Source organism: Xenorhabdus sp. TS4 (assembly GCF_014467265.1).
In the GTDB taxonomy this organism is placed as follows: domain Bacteria; phylum Pseudomonadota; class Gammaproteobacteria; order Enterobacterales; family Enterobacteriaceae; genus Xenorhabdus; species Xenorhabdus ehlersii.
In genome coordinates, this window is record NZ_NKHQ01000035.1 from 1 (window position 1) to 262 (window position 262).

1 protein-coding gene is annotated in these 262 nt (G+C 31.3%); it reads left to right on the forward strand.

Annotated elements, in window-relative coordinates; all coding sequences use genetic code 11:
* Window positions 1-84 (forward strand): IS1 family transposase (locus Xets_RS12695; RefSeq protein WP_222941595.1); only part of this gene is annotated, 84 nt, incomplete at its 5' end.
* Window positions 85-262: the final 178 nt, after the last annotated feature.

The window sequence follows — 262 nt, forward strand, 5'->3', positions numbered from 1 at the left end:
CGAAAAACATTATCTTTTTCAAAATCCATAGAAATGCATGACAGAGTTATAGGATATTATCTGAACATTCATCACTATCAATAAATTGTAGTCATAACCTAAAATTATTTAAGTTAACAGATTAAAGAAACATTATTTAACGCGATGCTCGACTTTAACATCTTATAACGTTGGCTTGTTGAAGCCAGTCGCGTTGACTTTTACCTTGTTTAAAATTGGCAAAAATACCCAACGTGTGAGAAAGAAGTTTTCTAGCAATTCG